The organism is Pseudomonas shahriarae (genome assembly GCF_014268455.2).
GTDB lineage: Bacteria > Pseudomonadota > Gammaproteobacteria > Pseudomonadales > Pseudomonadaceae > Aquipseudomonas > Aquipseudomonas shahriarae.
Genome location: NZ_CP077085.1, coordinates 3,991,666 through 4,008,119, shown reverse-complemented (window position 1 = coordinate 4,008,119; position 16,454 = coordinate 3,991,666). Strand labels below are relative to the sequence as shown.

At 61.7% G+C, this 16,454-nt stretch carries 9 protein-coding genes; 3 read left to right on the top strand and 6 right to left on the bottom strand.

All coding sequences use genetic code 11. From position 1 onward, the window contains the following. Window positions 1-75: 75 nt before the first annotated feature. The 3 genes from HU773_RS17675 to HU773_RS17665 form a co-directional block, all read right to left on the bottom strand. Window positions 76-1,428 (bottom strand): citrate-proton symporter, encoded by a 1,353-nt coding sequence (locus tag HU773_RS17675; RefSeq protein WP_057960099.1) that lies wholly within the window; start codon window positions 1,426-1,428, stop codon window positions 76-78. A 95-nt stretch (window positions 1,429-1,523) separates the two neighbouring features. Then, window positions 1,524-2,912, bottom strand: a complete 1,389-nt coding sequence (locus HU773_RS17670; RefSeq protein WP_057444291.1) for an amidase — start codon at window positions 2,910-2,912, stop codon at window positions 1,524-1,526. A gap of 281 nt (window positions 2,913-3,193) precedes the next feature. Next, window positions 3,194-4,588, bottom strand: coding sequence for an aminotransferase-like domain-containing protein (locus HU773_RS17665; RefSeq protein ID WP_057960098.1), 1,395 nt, complete (start codon window positions 4,586-4,588; stop codon window positions 3,194-3,196). Between the two features lie 131 nt (window positions 4,589-4,719). Here HU773_RS17665 and HU773_RS17660 point away from each other — a divergent pair, with 131 nt between their 5' ends. Both HU773_RS17660 and HU773_RS17655 read left to right on the top strand, forming a co-directional pair. Beyond that, window positions 4,720-5,355: a LysE family translocator gene (locus HU773_RS17660; RefSeq protein ID WP_186626335.1), complete on the top strand. Its 636-nt coding sequence runs from the start codon at window positions 4,720-4,722 to the stop codon at window positions 5,353-5,355. Window positions 5,356-5,473: 118 nt separating this feature from the next. Beyond that, window positions 5,474-6,532, top strand: a complete 1,059-nt coding sequence (locus HU773_RS17655; RefSeq protein WP_186626336.1) for a diguanylate cyclase — start codon at window positions 5,474-5,476, stop codon at window positions 6,530-6,532. A 61-nt stretch (window positions 6,533-6,593) separates the two neighbouring features. Here HU773_RS17655 and HU773_RS17650 read toward each other — a convergent pair whose 3' ends face one another. Together HU773_RS17650 and HU773_RS17645 are read right to left on the bottom strand one after the other, a co-directional pair. After that, entirely contained in the window at window positions 6,594-7,007 is a 414-nt protein-coding gene (locus tag HU773_RS17650) for a hypothetical protein (protein ID WP_115128579.1), read from the bottom strand. Window position 7,008: 1 nt separating this feature from the next. Beyond that, on the bottom strand, window positions 7,009-11,730 hold the full coding sequence (locus tag HU773_RS17645; protein WP_217883926.1) for an RHS repeat-associated core domain-containing protein: 4,722 nt from the start codon (window positions 11,728-11,730) through the stop codon (window positions 7,009-7,011). A gap of 278 nt (window positions 11,731-12,008) precedes the next feature. Here HU773_RS17645 and HU773_RS17640 point away from each other — a divergent pair, with 278 nt between their 5' ends. Further along, entirely contained in the window at window positions 12,009-13,244 is a 1,236-nt protein-coding gene (locus HU773_RS17640; protein WP_128593923.1) for a M20/M25/M40 family metallo-hydrolase, read from the top strand. Window positions 13,245-13,386: 142 nt separating this feature from the next. Here HU773_RS17640 and HU773_RS17635 read toward each other — a convergent pair whose 3' ends face one another. Then, entirely contained in the window at window positions 13,387-16,452 is a 3,066-nt protein-coding gene (locus HU773_RS17635) for an efflux RND transporter permease subunit (RefSeq protein WP_186625991.1), read from the bottom strand. Window positions 16,453-16,454: the final 2 nt, after the last annotated feature.

The following is a 16,454-nucleotide window of genomic DNA, read 5'->3' as shown; positions in this document are numbered from 1 at the left end:
AGAAGAGTAAGGCGACCGCTGAGGCCGGGCACAGTACCTGTGGCAAGCGGTCTTGCCACAGTAGGGATAAAGCGATCAGCGAACCGGGGCTTCTCTGAGCCGGGTTTCGCGGGCCGGGGTGCCGGGCAGCACTGGCCGGGTTTCCTTGGCGAACCAGGCGGCGGTGAGGCACACCAGGTTGGCGATCAGCAGGTACCACACCGGTGACATCGGGTCGCCCGTGGTGCCGATCAGCCAGGTGATGATGATCTGTGCGGTGCCGCCAAACGCCGCCACACCGAAGGCGTAGACGATGGAGAAACCGGTGGAGCGCACGGATTTGGGGAAGCTTTCCACCAGCAATACGATCAACGCCGCGCCGCTCATGCCATGCAGGCCGGACAGCAGCGCCAGGGTCAGGAGGAAGGTCGACGGGCTGGGGTGTTCGGTCATCAATTGCAAGGCCGGGAACAGGATCAGCAACAGCACCACCCGGGGCGTCATCAGGATCACCCGGCGCCCGAAACGGTCGCACAACATGCCGCCAGCCACTGCGCACACCGCCATGGCCGCACCGGCCACCAGGGTCGAGAGCATGGAAATACTGGTGGGCAGCTTCAGCTCAGTCAGGGCAAAGGTGGTCATGTAGTTGAGGAAGTACTGGGTGATGGTGCTGCCCGAAAGGATCAGCAGGCCCAGTACCAGCGCGCGCCGATGCTTGCCGCAGACTTCGCGCACCAGGTCGCCGGTGCTGGTGGTTTCGCCCTGGCCGTGGAAGGTCTCGGCCAGGTTGCGGCGGATATAGATACCAATCGGCAACACCAGCAGGCCAAACACGAACGGCACGCGCCAGCCCCAGCTGTTGAGGTCTTCGGGGGACATGACTTTGGTCAGGGTGTAACCCACCAGCCCGGCGGCCATGGCGGCGACGCCCTGGGCGACCACTTGCCAGCAGGCATAGGTGCCGCGTTTGTGCGGCGGCGCGGCTTCCAGGATATAGGTGGTGGCGGGGCCGGCTTCACCGCCCCAGGCCAGGCCCTGAATCATGCGGGTGACCACCAGCAGGATCGGCGCGGCAATCCCGATGGTCTCGTAGCCGGGCAATATCGCAATACTGCCGGTGCCCACCGCCATCATCACCAGGGTCAACAACATCGCCGGCTTGCGCCCCACGCGGTCGGCGTAGGCGCCAATCAGCACCGCGCCCAGGGGCCGCACGATAAAGCCGATGCCAAAGGCTGTGACCGAGAGCATCAAGCTGACGAAGGCGCTGTCGGACGGGAAAAACGTATGGCCGATCATCACCGCGAAGGTCGCATAGACCCCAAAGTCGAAAAACTCCACGGCATTACCCAACACCACAGCGAAGATGCTCTTGCGACCGGCGTCCGGCGATGGCGTTTCGGGTGTGTGCTCGGGACCCTCGCGAGTCAATTGTTCAGTGTGCATACCAGCCCCTCGATTTTAGTTATAGGTCGTCCAGACCCCGGCCTTGTGGCCAGGGAACGGGCGTGTGGGTGGGCAGTTCAGTTACAGCGTCAAGGTCAGTTCGGGTTCGGCCATTGGTGGATTGCGCCACGCCAGCTCTCATAGGTTTTTGCGATTTGCAGCAGCCAGATATCGGCAAAACGCGGTGCGATCATCTGCAGGCCGATGGGCATGCCATCGGCGGCGAAACCACAGTTGATCGACAGCGCCGGTTGCTCGCCCATGTTCCAGGGCACGGTGAACACGATGTGTTCGAACGGTAATTGCGGGTCATTGCTCGGTGACGGCCATTCGGCGGGGAACGCGTTGACCTGGTTGGTGGGCGACAGGATCAGGTCCAGGTCGCTGAAGGCCTGGGCGGCGCGGCGGCGCATCTCGAAGGTCTGGTTGAACCCCTGCACCGCCTGCACGCCGCTGATGTCGGCACCGGGCGCGGCCCAGTCGCGGATGTACGGCAAGACCTTATCGAATTGCTCGCTGCTCAACGCCGACAGGTCGCCCCATTGCCGGGCGCGCCAGAATTGGTCGAGGCCGTCGAGCTGGGCGCGGTCCATGATCGGGGGGATCAGCGTGACCTTGGCGCCATGGGCTTCGAACAGGCGCGCGGCGTGTTCCACCGCCTCACACACGAAACCTTCCGGTTGCAGGCCGGCGCCGGGTTCCAGCATCAGGCCGACGCGCAGGCCCTTGACCGACAGCGGCTGGTTGCTCCACTCGCTGGTGAGCGGCGGCAGGCTGGTGGCGTCGCGGGCATCGGGGCGGGCCAGGTGCTGCATCATCAGCACGCAGTCGTCCACCGTACGGGTCATGGGCCCGGCGGTGCGCCCGGTGTAGTAAGGGTCAATCGGGATACGCCCCAGGGTCGGCTTGAACCCCACCAGGCCGCACCAGGCGGCGGGCAAACGCACCGAGCCGCCGATGTCGGTGCCGATATGCAGTGGCCCGTAACCGGCGGCGGCCGCAGCGGCAGCCCCCGAGCTGGAACCGCCGGTGTTGTTGGCAGTGTTCCACGGGTTGCGGGTGATGCCATGGAAGCTCGACAGGCCGGAGGAGAGCATGCCGAAATCCGGGACAGTGGTCTTGGCCAGCACAATCGCCCCGGCTTCCCGCATCCGCGCGGCGGGCGGGGCGTCCCTGAGGGCCGGGGTCAGGCGGGTGGCGGCGCTGCCGAGGGGGATCGGTGTGCCTTCGGTAGCCACCAATTCCTTGATGGTCACGGGCACGCCATCGAGCACCCCATTGGGCTGGCCTTTGTTCCAGCGCTCGGTGGAGGCCTGGGCTTCCCGGCGCACCTGCTCGGGATCGAAGGCATACAGGGCGCGGATCTGCGGCTCCCAGCGGTCGATATGGCCCAGCAGGTGATCGTAGTAGTCGATGGGGGAGAGCTGGCGACTGGCGAAATGCGCCAGCAATTGCGCGGCCGTGAGGTCGTGAAGGTCGGTCATTGAGCGCTTCCTGGTGATGGGCCCTGGGGCTCATGGCGGGTGGCTGTTGGACCCGACTATATAAACCCTGGGGGGCAGCGACCATCACATTCGAAGCGGTGCAGTGTTGCGTTTTTGTGTGCACTCAATTGTCACGACTGTGGGAGCCGGCAAGCCCTAATGCCCGTCAGTTAAGCGCAGATCCCCTGTGGGAGCGGGCTTGCTCGCGAAAGCAGTGGGTCAGTCAACATCAATGTTTGCTGGGCCGACGTCTTCGCGAGCAAGCCCGCTCCCACACTGGATCAGCGCAACAATGGCTCGATCGCTTGCCGGACCCGTGGATCGTCACAGTGCGCCACATTGAAACGCATAAACTCGCCCATCCCCGACTCATACCCAAACAACGCCCCCGGCGCCAACACCATGCCGCGCTTGAGCCCGGCCTCGGCCAATTGTTCAGCGTTAACCCCGGCCGGCAGACGCGCCCAGAGAAACATCCCGGCCTCATACCCCATGGGCAGCTCACAGCCACAGCGGCGCAACCACTGTTCCACCCGCGCACCGGCTTCCAGTAGGCGCTGGACCATGCGCTTGCGGTGCCGCGCATAGCTGCCCTCGCTGAGCAGGCGGTAGACCAGTTGCTCGAACAGCTCCGAGGTCACGCCGCCGCTCATCAACTTCATATTGGTCAGGTTGGCCGCCAGTTGCGGTGCGGCCACCACATAGCTCATCCGGGTATTGGCGCTGAGGGTTTTCGAGAAGCCCGACAGGTAGGTCACCTGCTCCAACCCGGCCAGTGCCGCCAGGCGGGGCGGCGGGTTGGGGTGCAGGTCGCCGTAGAGGTCGTCTTCGATGATATGGCAGTGATACTGACGCATCAGTTGCAGCAAGCCAAAGGCCTGGGCTGCACTGAAGGAATGGCCAGTGGGATTGTGCAGGATGCTGGTGGTCACATACAGGCTGGGCCGGGCCTCGGCGAGCAACTGCTCCAGGGCCGCCAGGTCGAGCCCGTCCGGGCCGCGCGGCAGTGTCAGCACCTTGACCCCGTGCAGCGCCAGGTTGGCGTGGAAGTTGAAATAGCACGGTGCATCCAGCAGCACCGTGTCACCGGGGCGCGCCAGCAGGCGCATCAACATGTCCAGGCCTTGCAGGGTGCTGGGCGTGGTGATGATCTGTTCCACCGGCACCGCCAGGCCATCGCCCTGCAGTTTTTGTTGCAGTGCCTGGCGCAGGGGCAGGAAACCCGCTGGCGTACCCATGCCGGCAACCCGCAGGGAAGGGGCCCGCACCACACTGCGCAGGGCCTGGCGCATGGCCTCGGAGTCGAGCCAGTCTTCGGGCAGATGCCCGCCACCGGGGCGTAGCTCGCCCTGGCCGGTCAGCATGGGGCGGCGCAGCACACTGAGCAAATCCTGGGGCAGCAGGTCCACCCAGTTGCTCGACGACGGCTGCGTCTGGCGCTGGGCCACAAAGTGCCCACGGCCTTGGCGCGAGGTCAGTAGGTGTTGGCCGCGCAGACGGTCCAGGGCTTCATTGATGGTGAATTTTCCGACACCCAACTGCGCTCCCAGCTCACGCACCGACGGCAGTTTGCTGCCAGCGGCCAATTCGCCTTGTTCGATAGCACGGGCGAACGCCTCGACGATCTGCTGGACCTTGGGGGCGTGCTCATGAAAGTGGATCTGCGGAAGGGCCATCGCGACGTCCTGAAGTTTGCCGGTCACTTTACCGGTAAAGCCTGCGTGAATAACCGCCGAGTTTACCTGCCCGACACGGAATTCGCGCCCTAGACTGCGCAACATTCCTCCCCGCCGCGAAATTACCCACCATGGTCACCGCCCTTACGCTGTCTTCCTTTCTGTATTTTCTGGTGTTGTGCAGCACCCTGGCCTTCAGCCCCGGCCCGATGACCTTGCTGCTGCTGAGCCTGGGTCTCAAGGACGGCCTGCGGCACTCCTTGCCGGCCCAGTTCGGCGCCAGTGTGTCGTACCTGATTTCGATCCTGATCTTTGCCGTGGGCTTTTCCGAGCTGATCAAGGGCTACCCGCTGATTACCCAGGGCATCCAACTGGTGGGCGTGGCCTATATTCTGTACCTGGCCTATAAGCAGTGGACCAGCAGCGGCGTGCAGATCACCGCCGCCGGGCACGGGCCGGAGACGCCCCGCGGCCTGTTCGGCAAGGGCTTGCTGACCGGCCTGTCCAACCCCAAGGCAATCATCCTGTTCAGCGCCGTGTTCCCGCAGTTTGCCGCCGTCGGGCAGGACAGCGCCGCCGGTGACATCGCCATCCTCGGCCTGACATTCCTGATCCTGCAATTCGCCAGCGGCTGCCTGTATTGCTACTTCGGCCAACGCATCAAGCATGTGCTCGAGTCGCCGCGCAAACGCGTGCTGTTGCAGAAGGTCACGGCAGTATTGCTGCTGGCGGTGGCGATGTTGTTGGCCCGCGGTTTCTCTAGCTAGTCCGCTGGCGTCAAGGGTTTGGCAAGGCGATTGGCGTCTGCAGTAACTGTCTGAGCGGTACTGGCTATTTGCCTTCGCCCTGATAGACTTTCAGCATTCATCCAGGATCAGCCAGATCATGTCAGCCGCAGGAGGAAAAGGACTTCCGCTCGCCAAACGCCTGTACAAATCTCGGACCCTGGGGCTGACGCTCGGCTTTGTCTGTGTATCGGCAGGCATGTACCCACTGGACCCGCCTGGCTGGGTCTGGGCCTGGATGCTGATCAACGCCTTCGCCTGGCCGCACCTGGCCTACCAAATGGCGCGCCGCGCCGAAAACTCCCTGCGCGCCGAGCGCCGCCACCTGTTGGTGGACTCGTTTTGTGGCGGCTTCTGGGTCGCTGCCATGCACTTCAACCCGCTGCCCAGCGTCACCACCCTGTCGATGATGACCATGAACAACGTCGCCATCGGTGGCCCCCGATTTATGCTGATGGGGTGGGTGGCCCAGGCACTGGGCATCGGGGTGGCGCTGCTGCTGTTCGCCCCGGCCTATATCGCCCTGACCACGCCCGCCCAACTCTACGCCTGCTTGCCGATCCTGATGCTCTATCCGCTGGTCCTGGGCTGGATCTGTTATCGCCAGGCCATCACCCTGGCCCGGCATAAACGCGAACTCCTGGCCCTGAGCCGCACCGACAGCCTGTCCGGATTGCTTAACCACGGCGCGTGGAAAGACCAGCTGGAAATCGAATTCGCCCGCTGCCGGGGCGGCCAGCAGGGGGCCGCCATTGCGTTGATTGATATCGACCATTTCAAGACCATCAACGACACCTACGGCCACGTAACCGGCGATATCGTGCTACGCCAGTTGAGCAAGATCCTGCGTCAGAACCTGCGCGCCACCGACCTGGCCGGGCGTTACGGCGGCGATGAATTTTGCGTGATCCTGCCGAACATGCCCCTGGGCCACGCCACCGAAGTAATGGACGCCCTGCGCGACCGCTTCAGCTCACTGGGCTACGCCCAGGACCCCACCCTGCGCGCCAGCCTGAGCATCGGCCTGGCACCGTATCAAGCCTCCCATGACGACGCGACCAGTTGGCTGAATGACGCCGACCAGGCGTTGTATGAGGCCAAAAGCGGCGGGCGCAATCGGGTGCGTTCGATGCAGGGAGGGTGGGTGCGGTCGGTTTGAAGGGCCGCCGCCATCTCCGGCAAGGACACAACTCCCCATTAATCAGCATCAATAGTTGGTGTTAGTTGAATTTTTCATAGTCCTCTGCACCTAAAGATGCCAGCCACTGCTTAAAAAAATCGATTTGGTCTTGAGGGTTGTTTGTAAGATTGCTCTCTTCATAGTCAAATATATGAACTATGTCTTCGTTTGAGGCTTGTTTGCCCAGCGTCATTTCGTATGCGACAAGCCCAGCGGACATTTGTGAGGCCATTCTGGAAGGCATAACATTTATTTTTGCCCCCTTGCATAAGAATGTTATATGAGGAAAGTCCGATCTTATTTTTGCAAGGCAAACATAAATGTCTTTTTCCTGATAGATTTTTTTATGATTATCAGCCTCCGAAAATGTCATTGTGAGTTTCTTGGAATCGTACTTTACGATTACCTCCGTAAGTGTATTGTCGATTCTGGCGATTATTTTTTTTGTGGTCATTCTATTTCCTATTCGGATTTGGAAGTGAGTAGCCTACATAGCTTCCATTGGCCTTAATGGGCGTGACGCCTATTATATCTTCTGGGTCTATTCTTTGATGAATGGCGAACTCTTTCTCTTTTGGGTAAGGGGTCGCTTTTCCTAGTTCTATGTTTAAGTCATGTCCCGCTATACTTTTAAGAACGTATAAGTAGCCTTTCTTGGTTTTGTAGCTTGTTGCGAATTCGATTCCTACAGCTCTAGATGCAGACGTACTAATGAAGATGCTTGGAGGGTCGTCACTGTCAAAAGCGTGTAGAAGAAGATCTTCACTATTTCCTTTGCTTTTGAACCCCTCTTTGAATACTACGTCCGGATGGATTTTATCTCCACGAAAAAGGTACTTGTCATCTTCGTCTGGGGCTGGCGGTTTGGGCTCGTTTTTTTTTGTGGACGCCTTTAATGACGGGTCGTCAATGCCATTTGTCGGCGTACATTCACGTTCGCCCGGACATGAGCTCAACCCCAACGGATCCACCCACCCCGTAGGATTGGGCACATACAAATACCCGTTCACCCCACCCGCCAACTTCATCGGGTCGGGCGTCAGGTAGCGTCCGTTATCCGGATTGTAGTAGCGATGCCGGTTGTAGTGCAGCCCGCTTTCCCGGTCGAAATACTGCCCCTGAAAACGCAGCGGGTTATCGACGGTGCTCTCGTCCAGCCGGGTGATTTTTCCGTAGGCTTGGTAATGGGCTGACCAGACGATTTTGCCGTCCGTGTTCGTCAGTTCCTGGGGCGTACCCAGGTGGTCCAGTTGGTAGTGGAACGCCTGGGTATTGGCCGGACCAAAGCCTTCCAGCAAGGCTAGCGGCCTGAAGCTATCCGGCTCGTAGAGATAGCTGCGATGCTGCCCCGCCGTGTGCTCGGCGATGACTTTGTCGCCTTGCCAGAAAAACTCAGTGGTTTTGCCCGCCACGGTTTTGCTGATGCGCCGCCCAAATGGGTCATAGTGATAACTGGCCTGGCTGCCGTCCGGTTGCGTCACGCCGATCAGGCGGTGCTGGCAGTCGTAGCGGTATTCGGTGACTAACTGCTGCGCGCGGCCACGGCGTTCGCGTATGAGGTTTCCGAAGGCGTCGTAGTCGTAATGCCGGTCGCCTTGCAGTAACAGGCGGTTGCCGACGACGATGCCGGGGCCTGGGCGGTCTTGCATCAGCAGGTTGTTCGCCGGGTCGTGGGCGAAGCGTTCGGTGGGATCCTGGGAATGGTCGGCGCGGGTCAGGCGGTCGAGGGGGTCGTAGTGGTAGTCGTGCTGGCCCTTGCGGGTGTCGAGCAGGCGGGTGAGGTTGCCGCTGTTGTCGTAGGTGTAGCGGCGAAGGCCGTGGCGGTGTTCGTGTAGAGCCAGGCGGCCCTGGTCGTCGTAGTGGTAGTGGCTCAGTAGTTGGCCTTGCTGGCGCTGGTGTTCGCGGCCTGCTTTGAACAGGTGCGAGCTGAGTGTCCGGCCATTCAGGTCGATAGTGGCAAGGTGGCCGCCCTTGTCATGGTTGAAGGTCAGGCGGTTGTTGTCCGGCAGGCGCAGGGTTTCGAGCTGGCCGCAGTGGTCGTAGCCATAACGCAGGGTGCCCCAGCCTTGGTGCTCGGCGGTCAGGCGGCTTTGCGCGTCGTATTCGTAATGCAGCGGCCAATGGCCGTCGTCGACGCTAAGCAGATTGCCGAGGCGGTCGTAGGTGTAATCCACGGTGCTGCCATCGGGCAGGGTTTTTCGGACGAGGCGGCCGGCGTTATCGCGCTGGTAGGTGGTAACCAACTGACGGTCATCGTCGCCAAACTCGGTTTTTTCCTGCAGGTGGCCGTTGAGGTCGTAGACGTAGGCGGTGCGTTGGCCGTCGAAGCCGGTTTCCTGCTGGATCAGGCCGTTGGTGTGGTACTCCAGTTGATAGCGCTCACCTGCCTCGTTTTCGATCTCGGTCAGCAGCAGGCGAGTGTTGTCGTAGCGATAGCGCAGGGCCGTGCCATCGGGGTTGATCCGGCGACTGATCAGGTGCAAGCCATCGGCATATTCATACCGGGTCACACGCCCCAGCTCATCGCGCTCGGCGGTGATTTTTCCGTAGGGGTTGTAGCTCAATTCGCGGGTGGCACCGCCCGGCATTACCACCTTGATCAGCCGACCCACCGCGTCCCAGTGATACTGGGTCAAGGCGCCATGTTCATCCTCGCGGGCAATCTGCCGGCCCAGGTCGTCATAGCGATAACGCCGCACGCCGCCATTGGGCAGTTGCTCCCCAATCAACTGGCCAAGATCGTTCCACGTCAGGCGCTGACAGCTGTGGTCCGGGTACCAAACCGCTAAAAGCTGCCCTCGCTTGTCGTAGCTGTACTCGGTGACATTGCCGGCTGGATCAGTCTGGCGCGTGATCGCGCCCTGATCATTACGCTGGTACTTCCAGGCCGCCTCACCCCGGCGCATAACCCGTACGAAGCCATTCTCATACTCGTAGGAGGTAGGCTCGTCATCCCCGGGAAACAGCGCCACCAAGCGCCCAGCCTCGTCGTACTGATAGGCCGTGATCGCGCCCAGGGGATCTTGCTCAACCGTCAGCCGCCCCTGTGCGTCGTAGGACTTGAAATGCTCGCCGCCATCCGGATCAACCCGCTGCACCAGGCGTGCCCGCGGATCATGCACGTAGACTTCCTGGCTGCCATCGGCGTTAAGCAGGGTGACGCGGCCGTCGTCCCAGCTATAGCGCGTATCCATCTGCGCAAAACTGGCCCAATGCCGCACACAGCGCGCCGCCTTGCCAGACCGTTCCCACTCCCAGAAGAAACTCGCCCCACCGGCCAACTGCCGCTCAGTGATCACCGCAAGGCTGTCGTACTGATAGCGCTCGCTTTCGCCGACGGCATTGATCGCCTCAAGCAGTCGCCACTGTTCGTCATAGCGGTAGGAAACAACGTTCTGCTCAGTAACCCAGGCGTCATCCGATTCGCTTTCCACGCGAAACACCTGGTAGTCCAGCGCCACGATATGCCCACGGTCATAACGCAACAGCAAGGCGCGACCGGCACCGTTATCCAGGCGCAGAATCCGCCCCAAGCCATCGCGGGAAATACCCAGGCGGTTGTTATACCCATCGCTGATCGCCGTCAGCACACCGTCGTGAAAGTGGTAGAAGCGTGCCCCCTGCGCCAGCACCAGCTCATCCGGCGTCGCCCCCAGATAAATCGCCGCTTCAGCCAGGCTATTGCTGATCGCCGGGCGGGCAACGGAGGGCAGGGGAAAGGTGGTGCTGCGGTTCTCATGGTCCGTCCACACCACCGACCCGCCGACCACCTCCAGCCGCTGCGCCAAGGAATGGCTCCAGCCAAAGCCCAGCCCGCAATCCACCTCCACGGCACTGGTGCGATACAGGCGTGTCCAGGCAAATGGCAGCACGCCATCCAGTTCGCCATCGGTCAGGGTCAGCAGCTCTTCGCCGGTGACCATGGACACCGGGCAACCGTGGGTCGCGGTTTTATCAGCGCTAGCAGTTGCTTCCCCGTTGGGGTTTTTCGCGGAGGAGGGCGCGTCGTCGACCGCCTCATGCTTGACCAAGGCCGTCTTGGGCGCGGATTTTTCCCGCACCAGGGGCACCGGGTTGGTTACTTCCATTGCGCCGGCTTTCAGCGGCACGCTGGGCACCGTCTTGATCGGCGTTGCAGGGCTACCCAGCAATAACGGCCTGAGCGCCTCGGCATGGGGCTCCATGCCGGTCTTCGCAAATGGCCGGGCCATCTGCTCGAGCCACTGGCGGACCCGACCCGACTTGATCTTGCCCAGCACTTGCGCGCCCAGGCGCACCGTCACGCCCATGCCGGCGGTGACCCACACCAGCAACAGGTTGATCAGCACTTCGGCGGTGATTTGCCCCAGCAGTTCGTTCAAGTACGGCGGCGGCAGCATGCGCATCCAGCTGACCAGCGCCGACAGGTAGATAAACAACAGCGGCTCGTCGCTGAGCATCAGCAGGCCATTGGCGATGGCTTCCTGGCTCAACGCCAGCAGGGCATCGAGTTCGGTCTGGGAGAGGTAGTGCAGGAGTTTTTCGCTGTTGGGCTTGAGGTCCGCCAGCCATTGATACAGCTGTTGGATGTTGTCCCACAGTTCATGCAGTGCGTTGCCAAATCCCTGCGCATAGCCTTGGTCCAGCAGGCGGTAGCGCTGCACAAAGTTGGCTTCGGAGTAGCCCTGCCATAAAGGTTCGAATGTACTGCTCCAGTCTTTGCGCAACTGGCTTTCCAGCGGCGCAATGATGGCCTGGTAAGACGCGTACAACGCCTGGACGTGGGCTTTGGAAACATTGGGGTAGAAGGTGATCCGATACGGCTGGTCGCGGGTGCAGTCGGTGACTTCGAGAATGCCGCTGGGGCCGATGGTTTTGTAAAGGGGGTCGCCCAGCGGGCCACCGTTCTTGGGGATGGCTTGCAGCATCACCGGGGTGTTGCCGATGGGCACAAAACGTGTGCTCTCGAACATATGCACCAGGGTCAACGAGCCACTGGCTTTGCACATCGCGACGGTGCTGCTGGGGGCTTTGGACGCAATGGGCGCCACCAGCGCCACCTCATCGCCCACCTTGAAGACCTGCTCGACCTCCAGCGCCGAAAAGCTCCAGAAACTCTCGGCCCAGGCGTCATAGGTGTTCAGGCATTGCCGGAAGTCGGCGAGAACCGCTTCGACGTCCCGCGTTTTGAAGTCCATGGCCGCCAGGACCATAAAACCAATGGCGGCATTCAAGAGGTTGCCCCCAGGACCGGGGCATCAATTGGAAAGTACATCGGCGGTCCCTTGCGCTGTGTGATCAGGCGAGGGACTTTGCAGCGGTTTTTAACGCTTGGAAGTAGAGATTATCCGGCAGTCGGGTGGGATATTTCGGGGGGGCCTGACGAAGAGTCTCCTGTCGGTTTGCGGATGAACAATGTGGCCATTGTCAGGTAGGGTGTGAGAGACCCTCTCCAATAAAAAACAAGGATCTGTTCATGACTCTCAACGTCCCCCGTACGCTGTTGTCCGCTGCCCTGGGGTTGTCCCTGGGGATCGCCATGCCGGCTTTCAGCGCCCAGCCTCACCCGCAGATCCAGGCCGATGCCGAGCAGTACAAGGCCCCGGCCTTGAAGCTGTTGGAGCGTCTGGTGAATATCGACTCGGGTTCCGGCTACGAGCCGGGCCTGACCCAGGTGCGCGAGATCGCCGTCGATGAATTGAAACAACTGGGTTTCAGCATCGAACAGGTGCCAGACGCGGCAGCCAATAACAGCCATGTGATCGCCACGCTCAAAGGCACGGGCAAGGCGAAAATCCTGCTGATGGCGCATATGGACACGGTGTTCAAGGAAGGCTCGGCGGCCGAGCGGCCGTTTCATATCAAGGACGGCCGTGCCTATGGCCCTGGGGTGATGGACGACAAGGGCGGGATCGTCGCCGGGATCTATGCCTTGAAAGTGCTGAAAAACCAGCACTTCACGGACTACGCGCAAATCACCTTTCTGCTCGATGCCAGCGAAGAAACCGGCTCCGAGGCCGTCTCCGAACTGATCCGCAAAACCGCCAGGGCCCACGATGTCACCTTGAACCTGGAGCCCGGTCGTCCGGCCGATGGCCTGGTGGTCTGGCGCAAGGGCAGTGCCACAGCGGTGGTTGAGGTCAAGGGCAAGGCCGCTCACGCCGGGGTTGCCCCGGAGCTGGGGCGTAACGCGGCGATGGAGGCGGCCCACCAGATCCTGCAACTGGGCAAGCTTGGGGATGACGAGAAAAAAACCACCATCAACTTCACCGTGCTCAAGGCTGGCGATCGCACCAACGTGATCCCCGACCAGGCCACGGCCAAGGCGGATGTGCGGGCGGCGCTGCCGGAAGAGTTTGATCGGATCGAGAAGGATCTGGCGCGGGTTTCCGCCAATAAGCTGATTCCTGAAACACAGGTCACCACCAGCCTGCAACGGGGTTTGCCGCCGATGCCGCAGACGCCTGAGTCTGACAAGTTGGTGGCTATCGCCCAAGGCATCTACGCCGAACTTGGGCGCAAGCTGACCATTGAAGGCAGTGGCGGGGCGGCGGATGCCAGCCTGTCGGCGGGTGTCGGCACCCCGACGCTGGACGGCTTCGGGATTGTCGGCGGCAATATCCATACAGCGCAGGAGTACGCCGAGGTGGAGAGTGTGGCGCCGCGGATTTATCTGTTGAGTCGGATGATTATGGAGCTGGCCAAGCGCTGATCTGAAAGCACCATCAATCGCTCGGTAGACACCGGGTTGATGTGGGAGCGGGCTTGCCCGCGATAGCGGTGTGTCAGGCGGCATCTTGGTTGACTGATTCGCCGCCATCGCGGGCAAGCCCGCTCCCACACAAACCGACACATTAGGAGATTGCCGCCCGCACCTTGTCCCGGCCCAGCACCAAACTGCACAACGCTGGCAAGAACAGCAGCGTCAACAATGTCCCCACCAACACCCCGCCGATCAGCACATACGCCAGGGACGACCAGAACACCGACAAGGTCAGCGGAATAAACGCCAACGCCGCCGCCAGCGCAGTCAGTATCACCGGCCGTGCGCGGCGTACGGTGGCTTCGACAATCGCCTCGGTGGTGGCCAGGCCCTGTTCCTGGTTCTGGCGGATCTGGTCGGTGAAGATCAGGGTGTTGCGCATCAGGATCCCGCCAATCCCGATCAACCCCAGGATCGCGTTGAAGCCAAACGGTTGGTTGAACAGCAGCAAGGTCGGCACTGCGCCGATCAAGCCCAGCGGGGCGGTGGCGAAGACCATGAACATCACGCCGAACGAGCGCACCTGGAACATGATCACCGTGAGGGTCAGCAGGATCATGATCGGGAACAGTGCCGCCAGGGCCACGTTGGCCTTGGCGCTTTCTTCCACCGGGCCGCCGATGTCCAGGCGGTAGCCGGCCGGCAATCGTGCAATCAGCGCTTGCAGGTCTTTGTAGACAGCCATCTCCACGTCGGGCGGTTGCACGCCGTCGATGATGTCGGCGCGCACTTCAACCGTGGTCGTACGGTCGCGGCGCTTGAGGATAGGTTCCTCCATCACGGCCTGGAAATGCCCGACCTGGGCCAGGGGCAGCGACACGCCGGCGCTGTTGGTCAGGGTCATATTGTCGAGGTTGCCGAGGTCTTCACGCTGGCTGCCCTGGGCACGGACCACCACCGACACCGTGCGGTTGCCTTCGCGTACTTCGGTGATCGGGTTCCCGCTGAGCAGGGCGTTGAGTTGGGATTTCACCTCGTCGGGGGTGAAGCCCAGCAGGCGCAGGCGATCCTGGTCCAGCACCAGGCGATAAGCGCTGCTGCGTTCGCCCCAATCGAGGAACGCGTCCTTGGTCAGAGGGTTGGCGGCAACCACCTGGCGCACCTCTTCGGACAGGCTGCGCAACAGGCTCAAGTCGGGGCCGGACACGCGAAACACCACCGGGAAGGGCACCGGCGGGCCGAACAGCAATTGCGTGACCCGTACCCGCGCGGCGGGGAATTCGCCGTCGGCGATGCGCTCGCGCATGCGCCGTTTCAAGGCATCGCGGGCATGGGCGTCGGCGGTTTGCACGATCAGTTTGGCGAACGCCGGGTCAGGCAACTCAGGGTTAAGCGATAGGAAAAACCGTGGCGCACCGCCGCCTACATAGGTGTCGACCATGCGCGTCTGTGGCTCTTGCAGCAGCGCCTTTTCCAACTGTGCCGCCACCGCCTCGGTGCTTTTGAAGGCACTGCCCGGCGGCATATACACCTCCAGGATCAATTCGGAACGGTCGGAGTTGGGGAAGAACTGCTTCTTCACCACGCCCATGCCCAACCCGCACAGCACAAACGCCGACACCACCAGCCCGGTCACCTGCCAGCGCCGGCGCACGCAGGTTTGCACCAGGTGGCGCAGTTTCTGGTACCACGGGCCGGCATAGATCGCGTCGTGGCCGCCGGGCACCGGCTTGATATTGGGCAGCAGCTTGACCCCCAGGTACGGGGTAAACACCACCGCCACCAACCACGAAGCGATTAGGGCAAAGCCAACGATCCAGAAGATATTGCCGGCATATTCGCCCGCGCCCGAACGGGCAAAACCCACCGGCAGAAAGCCGATGATCGTCACCAGGGTGCCGGTCAGCATCGGCGCCGCAGTGGCGCTCCAGGCAAAGGTCGCGGCGTGGATGCGGTCGAAGCCTTCTTCGAGTTTCACCACCATCATCTCAATGGCGATGATTGCGTCGTCCACCAGCAGGCCCAGGGAAATGATCAGCGCGCCGAGGGTGATGCGGTCAAATTCGCGGCCGGTCAGCAGCATGATCACAAACACTATGGACAAGGTCAGCGGCACCGCCGCCGCTACTACCAAACCGACGCGAAAACCCAGGGCCAACAGGCTGATGACCATCACCACGGCCAGGGCGACGAAGAATTTGAGCATGAACTCATCCACCGCCAGGCTGATGTTTTTCGCCTGGTCGGAGACTTTTGCGAAGTTGACGCCCAGGGGCAGGTCCGCCTGGATTTTAGCCTCCTGGGCCTTGAGGCTCTGGTCCAGGTCCAGGCCGTTCCAGTGTTTTTCCATGATGATGCCCAGCATCAAGGCCGGGTCGCCCTGGTGGCGGATACGGTAGCTGGGCGGGTCTTCATAGCCACGGCTGACGGTGGCGACATCGGCGATGCGCAGCACTTTGCCGTCCACCGGCAGCGGCACGTTTTCGATCAGCGCCAGGCTGTCAAAGGCGCCGTCGATACGGATATAAGTACGGGCGCCGGCGGTTTCGACAAACCCCGACGGCGCCACGGCGTTTTGCGCGGCGAGGGCGGCGAAGATCTGCTCGGGCTTGATCCCCAGGGTCGCCAGGCGCTCATAGGAGAACTCGACAAATACCCGCTGCGCCTGTTCGCCGAGGATATTGACCTTCTTCACCCCCGGCAGCCTGAGGAAGTCCTGGCGCATTGCTTCGGCCATCTGCACCTGTTGGCGATGGGGCAGGTGTTCGGCTTCCAGGGCGTATAGGGCGAAGTACACATCGGAATATTCATCATTGAAGAACGGCCCGATCACGCCCTTGGGCAGTTTGGCGGCTTCGTCACTGAGTTTTTTGCGGGTCTGGTAGAACAGGTCCTGGATTTCATTGGGGCGCGTGGACTCGAGGAAGGTCATGCGCATCGACACAAACCCCGGTTGGGCGATGGTTTCGACGCGGTCGTAGTCGTCCAGCTCCTGCAGGCGCTTTTCCAGGCGGTCGGCCACTTGCTCCTGCATCTCCTGGGCCGTGGCGCCGGGCCAGGCGGCGGTGATGGTCATGACTTTGACGGTGAACAGCGGGTCTTCGGCGCGCCCCAGTTTACCGAAGGAAAAAATCCCGGCAGCGAGGATCGCGAGGATCAGGAACAGGGTGACGGCACGGTGCTTGACCGCCAATGCCGAGAGATTCAGGCCATGCATGC